This is a genomic window from Actinoallomurus sp. NPDC052308 (genome assembly GCF_040679195.1).
GTDB classification, from domain to species: domain Bacteria; phylum Actinomycetota; class Actinomycetes; order Streptosporangiales; family Streptosporangiaceae; genus Actinoallomurus; species Actinoallomurus liliacearum.
On the sequence record NZ_JBFAUM010000035.1, the window covers coordinates 61,662 to 74,709 of the forward strand.

Genomic DNA, 13,048 nt, shown 5'->3' on the forward strand with positions numbered 1-13,048 from the left:
CTTTATGTCGTTGATGGCCGTGATCCGGGGGTAAGAGGGGCTCGCTGAGGCCTTTCGACAGGAGACGCCGTGAATGATGCCAAGACCGCGTTCGTATTGGGTGGTGGTGGGCTACTGGGCGCCCACGAGGTCGGCATGCTGCGGGCGCTCGCCGAGGCGGGGATCCGGCCGGACCTGATCGTGGGGACCTCGGTCGGCGCCTTCAACGGGGCGTTCGTGGCTTCCGACCCGGCGGACGCCGCCGACCTGCTGACCAAGGCCTGGCAGGGCGAGGGGGCGGGCTCGGTGTTCGCCGGGTCGTTCCTCAGCCGCGTCTCGACCCTGATCCGTTCCGGCACGCATCTGCACTCGACGGATCTGCTGGCGACCGCGCTGGACGCGCTGATCCCCGCCGACCGGATCGAGGACCTGGCCGTGCCGTTCCACTGCGTGGCGGCCAACATCGAACGCGCCGAGGCGCGGTGGTTCACCAGCGGTCCGCTCGTCCCGGCCGTGCTGGCCTCGTGCGCGGTCCCCGGCGTCCTGCCGCCGGTCCGCATCGGCGACGAGCACTACTACGACGGCGGCCTGGTGCACAGCATCCCCATCGGCCGTGCCCTGCGGGAGGGGGCCCGGACGGTGTACGTCCTGCAGGTCGGCCGGATCGAGACCCCTCTCACCGCGCCGACCAAACCCTGGCAGGTCGGGCTGGTCGCCTTCGAGATCGCCCGGCGGCACCGGTTCGCCGAGGAGATGGCCGAACTGCCCGATGACGTCACCGTTCACGTTCTGCCCACCGGGTCGACCGGCCAGGCCGCGGGCCTGTCCCAGTTGCGCTACCGCGACTCCTCGCGGGTCGAGGCGCACATCGAGCGGGCGTACGTGGCGAGCCGCGAGTACCTGTCGGATCTGTCGGATAGCTGACCTCCCGTGCTGCCCCCGCGGTTCGTCCGGCGTCTGCTCTTCATCCCGCTGCTGTTCGCGGTGGCGGCGGTGGCGGTGGCGGCGGTTCCGGTGCTGCTGCTCGTCGGGGCGGTGGCCGCGCGCCGCCGCCACCGGTTCCTGCGGATCACGGTCATCGCGGTCTGCTGGCTCGTCCTCGAGTGCGTCGTGCTCACGGCGTGCCTGGGCCTGTGGGTGGCCGGCGGGTCTCCCGAGGCGGTACGCGCGCGGCACTACGCGCTGTGCGGATGGTTCCTCACCCACATGTACGACGTCGCGGCCCGGATGCTCGGGCTCGTGGTCGAGGTCCAGGAACCGCTCGACGCGGTCTCCGGGCGGCCCGTGATCGTGCTCAGCCGGCACGGCGGGCCGGGGGACTCCTTCCTCATCGTGCACTACCTGCTCAACGTGTACGGGCGGCGGCCGCGGATCGTCATGAAGGCCGCCCTGCAGTTCGATCCCTCGGTCGACGTGCTGCTCAACCGGCTGCCGAACGTGTTCGTGCCGGACGGCTCCGCGCCGCGCGAGCGGGTGGTCGACGAGGTCGGCCGCCTGGCGGCCGGGATCGGCCCCGCCGACGCGCTGCTCATCTTCCCCGAGGGCGGGAACTTCACGCCGCGCCGCCGGGTGCGCGCGATCCGCCGGCTGCGGCGGCAGGGCCGTCCGGACGCGGCCGAACGCGCCCGGAACATGGCCAACGTCCTGCCGCCCCGCCCGGCCGGCTCGCTCGCGGCGATCGACGCCGCGCCGGACGCCGACGTCGTCTTCGTCGCGCATACGGGTGCCGACGACCTCCTGACCGCCGGGGACATCTGGGGGCGGATCCCGTTGGACCGGCCGCTGCGCGCGCGGTGGTGGCGGGTTCCGCGCGAGGAGATCCCCGAAGAAGGCAGGGAGCAGTGGCTGTTCGACTGGTGGGAGAAGATCGACGCCTGGATCACGGACAACCGCCCGCACCCCGCCGCTTAGGCGGACGGCGCGGTGCCGGAACCGCGGCCGGGTCAGGCGGCGTCGTCGGGTCGCGCCGCGACGACCGCCACCGTGGAGTACGGCATCGTGAAGCCGCCGCCGAGCGCGTCGATGGCGGCTCCGACGCTCTCCAGCACCTCCGCCACCTTCTCCGACGGAAGCCGGGTCATGTGCCCCTGGGTGGGGATCTGGTCCAGCCACTCGTCCCGCGTGTAGTGGTGTTCCCAGTCGAAACGCCACTGCTCCGGGTCGCCGAACCCGCCGACCTCGCGGATCCCGCCGGCGGCCTTGTCGATCATCATCTGGTAGGCGTCCAGGGCCGATCCGGTCGTCGGCATCCTGAAGGGGGAGTCGGGCGCCACCCGCCGGTAGACCGTGGCGAAGGCCTCCAGCACCTCGGCCGGGGGCTGGAACGCGTGCCAGAACGCCGCCAGCACTCCACCGGGACGCAGCGCCTGCGCCGCCTTGGCCGCCCCCGCGACCGGGTCGACCCAGTGCCAGGCCGTCGCGGCGACGATCGCGTCGAAGCGCCGCCCGGCGGGGTCCCAGGCCTCGACCGTCGCCACCTCGGTCTCGACCCCGCTGCGCCGCGCGAACTCGGCCATCCGCGCGTCGGGCTCGACGCCCAGGACGGCGCAGCCGGCCGCCTGGAACTGCCGGGCCGCCGTGCCGGTGCCGCAGCCGACGTCGAGGACGTCGCGCCCGGGAGCGGCGGCCACGATCCGCTCCACCAGGGCGTCGGGATAGCGGGGCCGGGTCCGGTCGTAACGTTCGGCGTCCACGCCGAAGGACTCCGCGATCTCTCGGGCCTGATGGGGCTGCCGCGAGGGGCCAGGCGCGTGTTCGGAAGGTAGAGTGGGCATGCGCCCACTATGAGTGGGCGCATGCCCACTCGTCAAGTCGTCCGGGAAAGGCGGGATAGCGGTGCCGACAGGAGTGGCCCTCCGTGATGTTCGTGAGCAGCTGTTCGACGCCGCCGAGCGAATCCTGTTGCGGGCCGGGCCGAGCGCGCTGACCAGCCGGGCCGTCACCATCGAGGCGGGCTGCGCCAAGGGGGTCCTGCACCGCCACTTCGCCGACTTCGACGCGTTCCTCGCCGAACTCGTGCTGGACCGTGCCGACCGGATGGCCGGTCAGGCGGCCGCCCTGCGCGACTCGGCCGGGACCGGCACCGTCGTCGGCAACCTCACCGGCGCGCTGACGGGGCTGTTCGAGTCGGTCGCCGTGGCCATCGTCGCCCTCATCACCTTCCGCGACGAGCTGCGCGCCCGGCTGCGCGAGACCTGGCCGGTCGGCGTGCCCATCCTGACGGACGCCGCCACCATGACCGCCTCGTATCTCGTCGCCGAGCGGGAGCTGGGCCGCATCGCGGCCGACGCCGAGGTGGACGCGCTCGCGCCGACCCTGATCGGGGCCGGCCACCTGCTGTTCGCCGACCGGAAGGGCGTCCCGCCGGAGCCCGAGGCCGTCGAGAAGGTCGTCACCACGGTCATCGGCGGCGTCCTGCGCGAACCCTCGGCGTGACCGTCGCGGACCGGGCCGCCGGCGGCGATCGAGCACCGTTGACGCGAACGGCCGCATGACTCATGGCCATGCGACCGTTCCGTGGCCGGTCAGCCGCCCGCCGGGCGGCGCGGGCTCACCTTCCGGCGCGGGAGATGAGCTGTCTCCAGGTGGCCGGGCCCACGACCCCGTCGACCGCCAGCGCCACCCGCTCCTGGAAGCGCCGGGTGGCGGTGTCGGTGTCGGGCCCGAAGACCCCGTCGACCTGGGCGGTGGACTTCAGGTCGCCGTGCTTGAGCAGCTCCGTCTGGGCCGCCTTGACGTACTCGCCCCGGTCGCCCGCGCGGACGGTCGAGCCGATCGTCGTGCCGTCGGTCAGCCGCTGCCAGGTCGTCGGGCCGACGACGCCGTCGACGGTCAGTCCAGCGATGCTCTGGAAGCCCCGTACGACGCTGTCCGTGGCCGGTCCGAACACCCCGTCGGCCGCGAGCGTGCGCCACTGGTCACGGGCGCCGCGCAGCAGGAACTGCAGCGCCGTCACGTCCGGACCCGTGCTGCCCTGTCGTAGGACCGGCCATGACACCGATGCCTGTTCGGTCATGCGATCCACCTCCCCATGGTGGTTCCCCCGCCGTTTCGCGGGGACATAGGGGAGACGCTCGCCTGACCAGCGAAGTTTCCGGTGGTCAATGACGAATCGCCGTTCGGTCAGTCGTTCCTGACCCTTCCGGAAGGCCGGACTTCGGGAGGACCGGCCGTCGAGCTGTCGCCATTTCGGTCAGGACGGTTATTCGCGACTTTTCCGGCTGCCCGGCCTCGTGAACGGCCTCCCGTGGCGGCGTACGGGCCGGGCAGATTCCGGCCCGGCCGCGCGGGCGCGATTCTGTCGTTGCCGAGTGCCAGGATCAGCCCATGTCGCCGGAAACGCTCAGGTCCGTCCTCCCCGCCCCCCTGGAAGATCCCGCAGCCGAACCGGCCGGCGGTGAGCGACCGGCCGAGACCCCGCGGATCGTCGCGGCGGAGCAGGCGCTGGCCGGGCGGCTCGACGGCGGGACGGATCAGGCGCTGGCCCGGATCCGGGACCAGAGCTACGACTCCCGCCCGACCCCGGAGCACTGGGAACGGCTGGCGGACTCGCCGTACGTCGGGTTCGCGCGGACCGCGCTGGAGGCCGCCGCCGCCCGGGCCGCCGCGATCCAGGCGGGGGAGCTTCCCTACGTCGCCGACAAGGCGTTCACCACCGAGGAGGTCGCGGTGCTCGGCCGGGCGTGCCGGGTCGCCCTCCTGCGCGACGAGCCCTGGCTGCCGGAGCTGTTCGACCGGCTCCTGCCGGCGATCGCGGTGGCGCCCACGCCGGCCCGCACCCTCCCGTCGCAGGCGCTGCTGTTCGAGCTGGCCCGGTCGGCGCAGGAGTTCCCGACGCCCGAGGCCGCGGCCGCGCTGCGCGCCGTCCGCGGCGTCGTCCGCCACGCCGGGGTGCCCAAGCAGCTCGACCGCAACCTGAAACGCGTCGACGCCGCGCTGAGCGAGCGCGCCGAGGTCGCCTTCCGGCTGCCCGACCTGGGGTTCGGCCCCGACGGCGTGCACCGCGGTGCGGTCGGCGACTACGAGGCGCGGATCACGGTCGGCGAGGACGTCGCGCTGACCTGGCACCACAGCGACGGGCGGGAGCTGCGCGGGGTGCCCGCCGCGGTCCGGCGTGACCACCCCGAGCGGCTCAAGGAGCTGCGGGAGCTCGTCAAACGGACCCGCGCCCACCTCACGACGCTCACCCGTGCCCTGGAGGCCGCGCTGCTCGCCGAGGCCGGGCAGGCGTACGGCCGGTGGCGGACGGAGCAGGCCGGGCACCCGATCGGCCGCCCCCTCATCGAACGCCTGCTCTGGGAGGTCGAGGTCGGCCCCGGGCAGTGGCGCGCCGGCCTGCCGGTCGAGGGCGGCCGGCGCTTCCTCGACGCCGCCGGGGAGCCCTGGGCCGTGGTGGACGAGGATGCCGTCATCCGGCTGTGGCATCCGGTCCGCGCCACTCCCGAGGAGATCCGCGCCTGGCGCGACCACCTGACCGAGCGGCGGATCCGGCAGCCGTTCAAGCAGGCCTTCCGGGAGATCTACCTGCTCACTCCGGCGGAGCGCGAGACCAGGGGCTATTCCAACCGGTTCGCCGCGCACATCCTGCGCTTCCGTCAGCTGTACGCGCTGATGAAGGGCCGCGGCTGGGAGCCGGCCATGCTCGGCCCCTGGGACGGCGGGTACGAAGGGGAGGCGACGCGCGTGCTCTCCGGTCGAGGCTGGCGGGGGCGCCTGTTCCTGGAGTACGCCGACCCCGCGCAGTATGAGGACCTGGCCGCCACCGACCAGGTCCGGTTCGAGCGCCGCACGGACGGCGAGTGGCGCGAGGCGGCGCCGGACGAGGTGCCGCCCGTGGTCTTCAGCGAGCTGATGCGCAACGTGGACCTGTTCATCGGCGTCACCTCGATCGCCGCCGACCCCACGTGGACCGACCGGGGAGCGGACCGGCTCCGGGCCTACTGGCACGACACCGGCTTCGGCGACCTCGGCGCCGCCGCCGAGGTCCGCCGGGACGCGCTGGCCCGGCTGCTGCCCCGCACCCGGATCGCCGAGCGCGCGGAGCTGACCGGCCGGTTCCTGCGGGTCCACGGGACGCGGCGCACGTACAAGATCCATCTCGGCTCGGCCAACATCCTCATGGAGCCGGACGACGCCTACCTCTGCATCGTCCGCTCGCCCGGCGACGCCGCCGGGGACCTGTTCCTCCCCTTCGAGGACGAGCGGCTGTCGCTGATCCTCAGCAAGGCGTTCCTGCTGGCCGACGACGAGAACATCACCGACCCGGACATCCTGCGGCAGATCGAGCGGAGCGCCCCATGGCAGGCGTGACCTTCCGGGACGAGACGGCGACCGGCCGGCGGCTCGACGAGATGTCCCTGCCCGGCCTGCCGGACCGGGTCACGGTCCGCGACCTGATCCGGCTCCGGGTGCGCGAGGAGGTCGCGCGGCACAACGCGCGGCCGTCCCGCCACTTCCGCGGTCTCGTACGGCCGGAGGACGCGGAGGTGGAGCTGAACGGCTACCGGCTGCGCGAGCGGCGGCCGATCGACTGGGAGCGGCAGGCCGACCTGGCCGAGCGGGCCTTCCGGCGCAACGGCTTCTTCCTGCTGGTCGGCGACCGCCAGGCCGACGATCTGGACCAGGTCGTCGAGCTCTCGGCGGACACGGAGGTCGTCTTCATCAGGCTCGTCCAACTGGTCGGAGGCTGAGCCCGTCCGTCTGGTTTGGCGTCGAAGTGATCCCCCGGTAGAGTTACGGATGTCGGCAGGCGGGACGGACCGGTCCGGACCTGGCAGGCCGACAGGGTCCCTCCGGGTGGCACCGGAAGCGACCCGCTTCTCATGTGGGGTCCGGGTTCGCCAAAACCCGGTTCGTACAAGGGGAGAACGTCCGCTAAGCTGGGCGTCGCCCGCACGGGAGACCGAGCAGGCAAACACGAGGTCCCGTCGTCTAGTGGCCTAGGACGCCGCCCTCTCAAGGCGGTAACGCCGGTTCAAATCCGGTCGGGACTACACAGGTCGAAGGCCTGACCACCCTCGGGTGGTCAGGCCTTCGACGTTTTCCGGAGGCCGCCGGCTCAGGCGCGGGTTCGATCGTTTCCCGGCGGTCCCGCTCGGGCGCGGGCTTCGCTTCTCCGCGACTCTCTGTTCGGGCGCGGGCTTCGACGTTTCCTGCGCTCCCCGCTCGAACGGGCTACGCGTCGCCGGCCGCGGCGGTGAGCAGCGCGACGGCCTCCTCCCGCGACATGGCGGCGCCGCGTGCAAGAGCGGTGTCGAACGCCTCCGCGCCGATGAGCTCGCGCGCCCGGGCGGTGACAGGGGCGACGTCCGGATCTCCCGCCAGGGAGAGGCCGCGCAGCGCGCTTCCGACGCCGAGGAGGAGAGCGGCCCGCTCGCCCTCGCCCCGGAGCACCGCCGACCCGGCCAGGGCCTCGGCGCCGTGGGACAGGATCCGGAAGTCGCTCTGCGGGAGGCCGGCGGCGAGCGCCTGACGGAACCGGGCCTCGGCCTCGACGGCATCGCCCGCGGCCTCGGCGATCCGGCCGAGCCCGATCAGCGCCATCGCCCGGCTGTAGCGGACGATGAACCCCTCCGCCATGCACCTGTCCAGCGCGGCCTCGAAGTGACGACGTGCCTCCGCCGGATCGCCGCGGAGCCGGGCGACCTCCCCCAGGCCGATCAGGGTGTCCGCGATCGTCTCGGCCCCACCCGACCGGCGGGAGAGGGCGTGGGCGCGCTCGTAGTTCTCCCGGGCGGCGTCGAGGTCACCGCGGCGGACCAGCATCTCGGCGCGCAACTGCAGGCAGCCCGCCATGTCCTCGGCCGAGTCGAGCCGCCGGATGTGCTCGTACGCCTCGTCGAGCAGGGTCTGCGCCGCCTCCCAGTCACCGCGCCACACGGCGAGACGCGCGCGTTCCCCCAGCATCGCCGACAGTCCCCAGCGATCACCGAACGCGCGGAATCCCACCTCGCCCCGCGCGAACTCGCGCTCGGCCTCGGCGAGGTCGCCGACGAGGATCTGGCGGTACGCGTAACCGAAGTGGCGAAGGGCGCGGGACCACGGATCCCGGCCCATCCGCGCCTCCTGCAACTCGATGTTGGCCGCGGTGGGCCCGCCGTTGATCGCCCACAGGAGGGTGGACATCGGCCGCAGCGTCGGCCGGTCCGAGCCGAGGCCCGCCATGATCGAGTCGATCCGCCGCCGGTAGCCGTCCAGGGCCGGATCGTCGCCGCCGCCGTGCAGGGCGAGCATGACGCACAGCGCGTACTCCTCGCCCGCCCCGGCCGGCGGCTCGTCGCCGATCAGGGCGAGCAGCTCGGTGGCCGTCGACCCGCCCTCGCTGCGCAGCCCGCGCAGCCACCAGTAGGCCGCCATCGCCGCCAGCATCCGCAGGGCCCTGGCGTGATCGGTGCGCACCAGCAGGCGGAGTGCGGTCAGCAGGTTGCCGCGCTCGGCGTTCAGCCGGGCCAGCCACTCGAGCTGCTCGGTCCGGCGCAGGTGGGGTTCGGCCGTCTCCGCCAGCTCCAGGAAGTACGCGGCGTGCGCCGCGCGGACGCGCTCGGCCTCGCCGGCCTCGGCCAGCCGCTCGGCGCAGAACTCACGGATGGTGTCGAGCATGCGGCACCGCCCGCCGTCGCCCTCGACGAGGGACTTGTCGGCGAGGTCGGTGAGCAGGTCGTCGACCTCGTCCTGGGCGAGCCCGCAGATCCGCGCCGCCGCCTCCGGCGTGGCGCCGCCCGCGAACACGGTCAGCCGCCGGGCGACCAGGCGTTCGTCCGCGTCGAGCAGGTCCCAGCTCCACTGCACCACGGCGCGCAGGGTGCGGTGGCGGGGCGCCTTGGTCCGGTCGCCCCGCGACAGCAGCCGGAACCGGTCGTACGGGGCCGCCCCGGAATCCTCGGCGCCCTCGGCCGCTCCGAGGCGGGCGGCGACCTCCTCGACGGTGAGCGTACGCAGCCGGGCGGCGGCCAGCTCGATGGCGAGCGGCAGCCCGTCGAGCGCGTCGCAGACGCGCGCCATGACGGCGACGGTGGCGGCGTCCAGCTCCAGACCGGGCCGTACGGCGGCCGCCCGATCGGCGAACAGTCGTACGGCGGGATAGGCGAGCGCGTCGGCTGGATCCGCGCCGAGCGGGGGCGCGGCGAGCGGCGTCAGCGGGCACAGCGCCTCGCCGGTGATGCCGAGGGCCTCCCGGCTGGTCGCCAGCACCCGCAGGCCGGGGCAGGCGCCGAGCAGCTGGTGCACGAGCCCGGCCGCCTCGTCGATCACGTGCTCGCAGTTGTCCAGGATGAGCAGGAGGTCACGGTCGGTGAGGGCCTCGACGAGTCGTCCCGCCGGGTCGGGACGCGAGCCGAGGGGGGTGGCCATCAGGCCCGCCTCCCGTACGCCCAGCGCGTCGATGACCGTCTGCGCCACCGTGTCATCCGGGCCCGCGCCGTCCTCAGGGCGGCGCTTGACCGCCGCGAGGTCCACGAACCGGACCTCGCCCGGTGCCCGGCCGCCCGCCTCGACCGCCAGGCGGGTCTTGCCGGTCCCGCCCGGACCGACCAGCGTGACGAGGCGCTCGGCGGCGAGCAGGCCGCCGACGCGGGCCAGCTCCTCCCGGCGCCCGACGAAGCTGGTGAGCTGGGCGGCCAGCGTGCCGCGGGTCGCCGGGGCCGACGGACGCTCCTGCGGCCGGTCGGCCGTCAGGGACGGGTCGGCCCGGAGGACGGCGAGGTGGACCTGGACGAGTTCCGGCGAGGGGTCGGCGCCGAGCTGGTCGGCGAGCGTGTGCCGGGCGTCCTCGAATACCGCGAGGGCCTCGGCCTGCCGGCCGGCGCCGTACAGGGCGCGCATGAGCAGGCCGCGCAGGCGCTCCCGCAGGGGATGGGCGGCGACCTGCTCCCGGAGCTCGATCACCAGGTCACGGTGGTCGCCCAGCATCAGCCGCGCCTCGGCGTGGTCCTCGAACGCCTCCAGCCGGACTTCCTCGAGCCGGGCGACCTGTGCCCCGGCGAACGGCGCGGCGGCCACGTCGGCCAGCGCCGGCCCGCGCCACAGGTCGAGGCCCGCGCGCAGCAGGGCGGCGGCGCGGCCCGGATCGCCGTCCGCCAGGGCGCGCCGGCCGTCCCGCGCCAGCCGTTCGAAGCGGAGGGCGTCCACCTGGTCGGGGTCGACCGCGAGACGGTATCCGGCGGGGTGGAACTCGACCAGGTCACGGGGCCCGTCGGCGGCGCCGAGACCGCGCCGCAGCCGGGACACCTGGGACTGCAGGGCGTTCGACGTACCGGCCGGCGGCTCCACGCCGTACAGGCCGTCGATCAGGCGTTCGGCGGTCACCACGCGGCCCGCGTCGAGGAGGAGCAGGGCCAGCAGGGAGCGTACGCGCGGCCCTCCGACCGAGATGGGGGCGCCGTCGGAGGCACGGACCTGCAGCGGGCCCAGGATGCCGAATCGCATGCCCCTGATTGTCGCGGATGATCACATCGGCGTCGCCGTGGCGTTGACGATAATCAATGTTGACCGGTATCGACGAACGCGGCCAGCATCCCGGTATGCCCTACGAAGATCTGGCCCGGTTCTTCGCGGCCGCACCGCGCCTGTTCGCGACCTCGCCGCTCTACGGCCGCCTCGGCGCGGTCGTCGCGGCGGACGAACGGCTGCTGGCGATCGCGGCGGAGGCCCGCCCCGGTCAGGTTCCGACGAACCTGCTGTTCGCGGCGGTGCACTACCTGCTGCTGCGGGACCCCTCGCACGAACTGGCCGCGTGGTACCCCACGACCGGTGCGGAGCGGGCGCCGGAGCGCGATCCGGGCCCGGCGTTCACCGACTTCTGCCTCGGCCGGCGCGCGGAGCTCGTCGCGCTCATGCGCGGCCGCCTCGTCCAGACGAACGTCGTGAAACGGGCGACGGCCCTGCGGCTCGGTCTCGCCGCCATCGCCCGCCTGACCGAGCGGAGCGAGGGAGTCGAAGGCGCAGCCCCTACGAGTCGCCCCTCCGAAGGGCCCATGACCGAGCGGAGCGAGGGAGTCGAAGGCGCAGCCCCTACGAGTCGCCCCTCCGAAGGGCCCCTGATCGACGAGCCCGTCACGCTGATCGAGGTCGGGTGCAGCGCGGGTCTGCTGCTGCGGTTCGACGAGTACCGCCATGACCTCGGCGGCCGGACGTGGGGCAGCCCCGCCTCACCGGTCGAGATCCGGACCCGGTGGCGCGGAGCCGGGCCCGCGCCGGACCTCGGCCCCCTACCGGCCATCGCCGACCGCGTCGGCATCGACCTGCACCCCGTCGACGTCACCGACCCGGACGAGCGGCTCTGGCTGCGCGCCCTGATCTGGCCGGAGAACCGCGCGCAGGCGGATCTTCAGGACGCGGCCCTGCGCGTGGTCGCCGCCGATCCGCCGCGGACGGTCGCGGGCGATGTCGTGGAGGTGCTGCCGCGGGTCGTCGCGGACGTGCCCGCGGGTACGCCGGTGGTCGTGTTCCACGCCGCCACGCGCCTGCATGTCGCGGAGGACCGGCGTGCTCGGTTCGACGAGGTGATCGCGGCCGTGGGACGGACGCACCGGCTGTTCCACCTGTCGCTGGAGGGGGCGCGGGAGTTCGATCCGCTCTGCTTCGCGGTACGCCTGCGGCACGGGGACGGGGCCGAACGGCTGCTGGCGCTCGCCGACGGTCACGTCGAGTGGATCGCCGGACCGGAGGACGGCCCCCCGAGGGAGGACGACTGAGCGATGCGGCCGCCAGGCGGCCGAATGAGTACGGGTGTCAGGCGATGGAGAACGCGGCCCAGACGGCCTTGCCGCCGCCCATCAGGGGAGTCCAGCCCCAGGCCCTGCTGATGGCGTCGATGATGTGCAGGCCGCGCCCGCTCTCGGCGACGTAGTCGGGCTCCCGCATGCTCGGGGCCCGGTCCGCCGGGTCGGTGACCATGCACACCAGGTGGCAGCGGTACCGGACGAGGACGAGCCGGAGGGCCTCCTCGGCGTCGACTCCGCAGCGCAGGCCGTGACGGATCGCGTTGGTCACGAGCTCGGACACGACCACGGACGCGTCGTCGTAGAACCGGGCCAGACTCCACTCCGTCAGCGTCGTCTTCGTGACGTGCCGCGCGATCTTCGGCGACTCGGCCTCCGCCGGCAGATTCCGGGCGGCCACCCAGGGGCGGTCGGGGACCTGGTGCGGAGCGTTGTCGAGACGCGTCAGCCAGTCATCCCACCCTCGGTGTGCGAGGGGGATACCGGTGGTCTCGCGTAGCGGAGACTTGGTCATTGGCGAACCCTGGGGGAAGTCGTGTTCGTCGCGAGGCGCCCGGTGCGCCGCTTCCGCTATCTTGCTCCTCAAGTCGTGCATATGCAAGCACGCTTGCACACTCAGATGCACGTGCATCTGAGCGTGCAAGGGGCGTGGGGGAGCGGGCGTCCGGCCGGCGCCATCAGGTGCGACCGGGCATTCTCGACAGCGGCCAGGAGGGGCGAGGATGTATCAGGCCTACAACGGAATGTCGGCGTCGCTGCTGCGGGAGGTCAGCTGGCTGAAGAGCCGGGCCAGCAACCCGAGCGGCAACTGCGTCGAGCTGGCGGAACTGCCCGACGGCGCCATCGCCGTACGGAACTCCCGGTTCCCGGACGGACCGGCGCTGCTCTACACCCGCGCCGAGATCGACGCGTTCATCAAGGGCGCCAAGGACGGAGAGTTCGACCACATGGTCCTCTGAGGGAACTCATGTCCCGTTGAACTGACCACTTTGCAATCGGCGGCCCCGGTGGGACACTGGGCGGATTCCGGTGTCCTGAGGGGAGCGCATGATCGGTTCTGCGCCTGATGGCGAGAAGGCCGTGAGCAGCATGTTCGGTCATCATCGTGGTGGGCCGACGGTGCTGCGTATTGTGCTGGGGTCTCAGTTGCGGCGGTTGCGTGAGGCGCGGGGGATCACGTGTGAGGAGGCCGGTGAGGCGATCCGGGCGTCGCATTCGAAGATCAGCCGGATGGAGTTGGGGCGGGTTCGGTTCCGTTCGCGGGATGTGTCGGATCTGCTGAGTTTGTATGGGGTCGCCGATTCCAAGGAGCGGTCGGCGATGTTGGCGTTGGCGGAGCGGGCGAATGAGCC

12 protein-coding genes and 1 tRNA gene are annotated in these 13,048 nt (G+C 73.3%); 9 read left to right on the plus strand and 4 right to left on the minus strand.

Annotation, left to right across the window (positions count from 1 at the left end):
• The first annotated feature begins 69 nt into the window (after positions 1 to 69).
• On the plus strand, positions 70 to 903 hold the full coding sequence (locus tag AB0L00_RS41025; protein ID WP_364443087.1) for a patatin-like phospholipase family protein: 834 nt from the start codon (positions 70 to 72) through the stop codon (positions 901 to 903).
• A gap of 6 nt (positions 904 to 909) precedes the next feature.
• Positions 910 to 1,890, plus strand: coding sequence for a 1-acyl-sn-glycerol-3-phosphate acyltransferase (locus AB0L00_RS41030; protein ID WP_364443089.1), 981 nt, complete (start codon positions 910 to 912; stop codon positions 1,888 to 1,890).
• Between the two features lie 32 nt (positions 1,891 to 1,922).
• On the opposite strand, the gene AB0L00_RS41035 is transcribed toward AB0L00_RS41030, so the two are convergent.
• Complete coding sequence (locus AB0L00_RS41035) at positions 1,923 to 2,753, minus strand: class I SAM-dependent methyltransferase (RefSeq protein ID WP_364443090.1); 831 nt, start codon at positions 2,751 to 2,753, stop codon at positions 1,923 to 1,925.
• A gap of 61 nt (positions 2,754 to 2,814) precedes the next feature.
• Here AB0L00_RS41035 and AB0L00_RS41040 point away from each other — a divergent pair, with 61 nt between their 5' ends.
• On the plus strand, positions 2,815 to 3,414 hold the full coding sequence (locus tag AB0L00_RS41040) for a TetR/AcrR family transcriptional regulator (RefSeq protein WP_364443091.1): 600 nt from the start codon (positions 2,815 to 2,817) through the stop codon (positions 3,412 to 3,414).
• Positions 3,415 to 3,529: 115 nt separating this feature from the next.
• On the opposite strand, the gene AB0L00_RS41045 is transcribed toward AB0L00_RS41040, so the two are convergent.
• Positions 3,530 to 3,994 carry a peptidoglycan-binding protein gene (locus AB0L00_RS41045; RefSeq protein WP_364443092.1) on the minus strand — a complete coding sequence of 155 codons (465 nt, stop codon included), beginning with the start codon at positions 3,992 to 3,994 and terminating at the stop codon, positions 3,530 to 3,532.
• 311 nt (positions 3,995 to 4,305) lie between these two features.
• Between AB0L00_RS41045 and AB0L00_RS41050 the strand changes: the two genes are divergently transcribed.
• The 3 genes from AB0L00_RS41050 (at position 4,306) to AB0L00_RS41060 (ending at position 6,971) form a co-directional block, all read left to right on the plus strand.
• Positions 4,306 to 6,288 carry a DUF4132 domain-containing protein gene (locus AB0L00_RS41050; RefSeq protein ID WP_364443094.1) on the plus strand — a complete coding sequence of 661 codons (1,983 nt, stop codon included), beginning with the start codon at positions 4,306 to 4,308 and terminating at the stop codon, positions 6,286 to 6,288.
• Positions 6,276 to 6,668 carry a hypothetical protein gene (locus AB0L00_RS41055; protein ID WP_364443095.1) on the plus strand — a complete coding sequence of 131 codons (393 nt, stop codon included), beginning with the start codon at positions 6,276 to 6,278 and terminating at the stop codon, positions 6,666 to 6,668. The genes AB0L00_RS41050 and AB0L00_RS41055 overlap by 13 nt, the downstream gene beginning before the upstream one ends.
• Before the next feature lie 230 nt (positions 6,669 to 6,898).
• Positions 6,899 to 6,971: transfer RNA gene (locus AB0L00_RS41060), tRNA-Glu, on the plus strand.
• A gap of 181 nt (positions 6,972 to 7,152) precedes the next feature.
• Here AB0L00_RS41060 and AB0L00_RS41065 read toward each other — a convergent pair.
• The gene (locus AB0L00_RS41065; protein ID WP_364443096.1) at positions 7,153 to 10,401 is read right to left on the minus strand and encodes a BTAD domain-containing putative transcriptional regulator; all 3,249 of its coding nucleotides are present in this window, start codon (positions 10,399 to 10,401) and stop codon (positions 7,153 to 7,155) included.
• Between the two features lie 95 nt (positions 10,402 to 10,496).
• On the opposite strand from AB0L00_RS41065, the gene AB0L00_RS41070 reads away from it, so the two are divergent.
• Positions 10,497 to 11,669: a DUF2332 domain-containing protein gene (locus AB0L00_RS41070; protein ID WP_364443098.1), complete on the plus strand. Its 1,173-nt coding sequence runs from the start codon at positions 10,497 to 10,499 to the stop codon at positions 11,667 to 11,669.
• A 37-nt stretch (positions 11,670 to 11,706) separates the two neighbouring features.
• On the opposite strand, the gene AB0L00_RS41075 is transcribed toward AB0L00_RS41070, so the two are convergent.
• Entirely contained in the window at positions 11,707 to 12,210 is a 504-nt protein-coding gene (locus AB0L00_RS41075; RefSeq protein WP_364443099.1) for an ATP-binding protein, read from the minus strand.
• A 208-nt stretch (positions 12,211 to 12,418) separates the two neighbouring features.
• Here AB0L00_RS41075 and AB0L00_RS41080 point away from each other — a divergent pair, with 208 nt between their 5' ends.
• The gene (locus AB0L00_RS41080) at positions 12,419 to 12,655 is read left to right on the plus strand and encodes a DUF397 domain-containing protein (RefSeq protein ID WP_345357493.1); all 237 of its coding nucleotides are present in this window, start codon (positions 12,419 to 12,421) and stop codon (positions 12,653 to 12,655) included.
• A gap of 88 nt (positions 12,656 to 12,743) precedes the next feature.
• Positions 12,744 to 13,048 (plus strand): helix-turn-helix transcriptional regulator (locus tag AB0L00_RS41085; protein ID WP_364443100.1); only part of this gene is annotated, 305 nt, incomplete at its 3' end.